The organism is Polaribacter sp. BAL334, assembly GCF_015767435.1.
In the GTDB taxonomy this organism is placed as follows: Bacteria; Bacteroidota; Bacteroidia; order Flavobacteriales; family Flavobacteriaceae; genus Polaribacter.
Genome location: NZ_JADWOV010000098.1, coordinates 1 through 1,111 on the forward strand (window position 1 = coordinate 1; position 1,111 = coordinate 1,111).

Annotated in this window: 1 protein-coding gene; it reads left to right on the forward strand. The window is 29.6% G+C overall.

The genetic code is table 11. From position 1 onward, the window contains the following. Positions 1–1,111: ATP-binding protein (locus tag IU405_RS00500; protein WP_231749397.1), on the forward strand; the 1,111-nt coding region annotated here is incomplete at both ends.

Consider the following 1,111-nt stretch of genomic DNA (forward strand, 5'->3'; position numbering starts at 1 on the left):
CTAATAATAATAAACCTGATAGTTACGAAATTAATATAGAAGATAAGCAAGGAAATGTAAAATGGTGGTTTGTAAGTAGTGCACCAAACTATAACGATAAAGGCAATTTGATTGGTAGGATTAGTATTCATTTGGATATTACGAAACAAAAACAATTAGAAAAACAATTGGCAAATGCCATCACTACTGTAGAATCTGCTTCAAAGGCCAAAGAACTTTTCTTGGCAAACATGAGTCACGAAATTAGAACTCCTTTGAATGTTATTATTGGAATGATTAGACAGTTAAATAAAGAACAACTAAGTGTAAATCAAAAATTTTATGTTTCGCAATCAGAAAGTTCAGCAAAGCATCTTTTAACTATTTTAAATAATATTCTTGATATTTCAAAAATAGAATCGGGTGAAATGGAACTAGATTACAAACCATTTAGTCCAAGTGCATTGGCCTATAATGTACACTCTATTTTATATTCACAAGCAAAAGAGAAAAATATAGAATTTAAAATAGAAGTATCTACTAAAATCCAACCCGTTTTAATTGGTGATGATACCAGATTGAAACAGATTTTATTTAATCTTGTAGGGAATTCAATAAAATTTACAGATAAGGGGATTATCATTTTAAATGTAAAAGTAGTTGAAGATACAGAAAATAATCAAACATTGATGTTTGAGGTTTCAGATACTGGAATTGGAATGTCTGACGAATTTGTATCAAAAATATTTGACAAATTTTCTCAAGAGCAAAATACTTCCACTAGAGGTTATGAAGGTACTGGATTGGGAATGGCAATTTCGAACGATTTGGTTAAGTTAATGGGAGGAGATATGATCGTAAAAAGTTCCAAAAACCAAGGGACTAAATGTATATTTCAATTGACTTTTGAAAAAGGAAATCTTAAAAATTTAACAGCTAAAATTGATCAAGTTAAAGAAGGGACTTTTTTGGGTAAACGTGTACTTCTCGTTGAAGATAATGATATGAATAGATTTATAGCTATACAAAGTTTAAGCTATTTAGGGTTTGATACCACCGAAGCTGAAAATGGACTTATTGCCACAAAACTATTGGAAAATCAACACTTTGATCTTATTTTGATGGATATTCA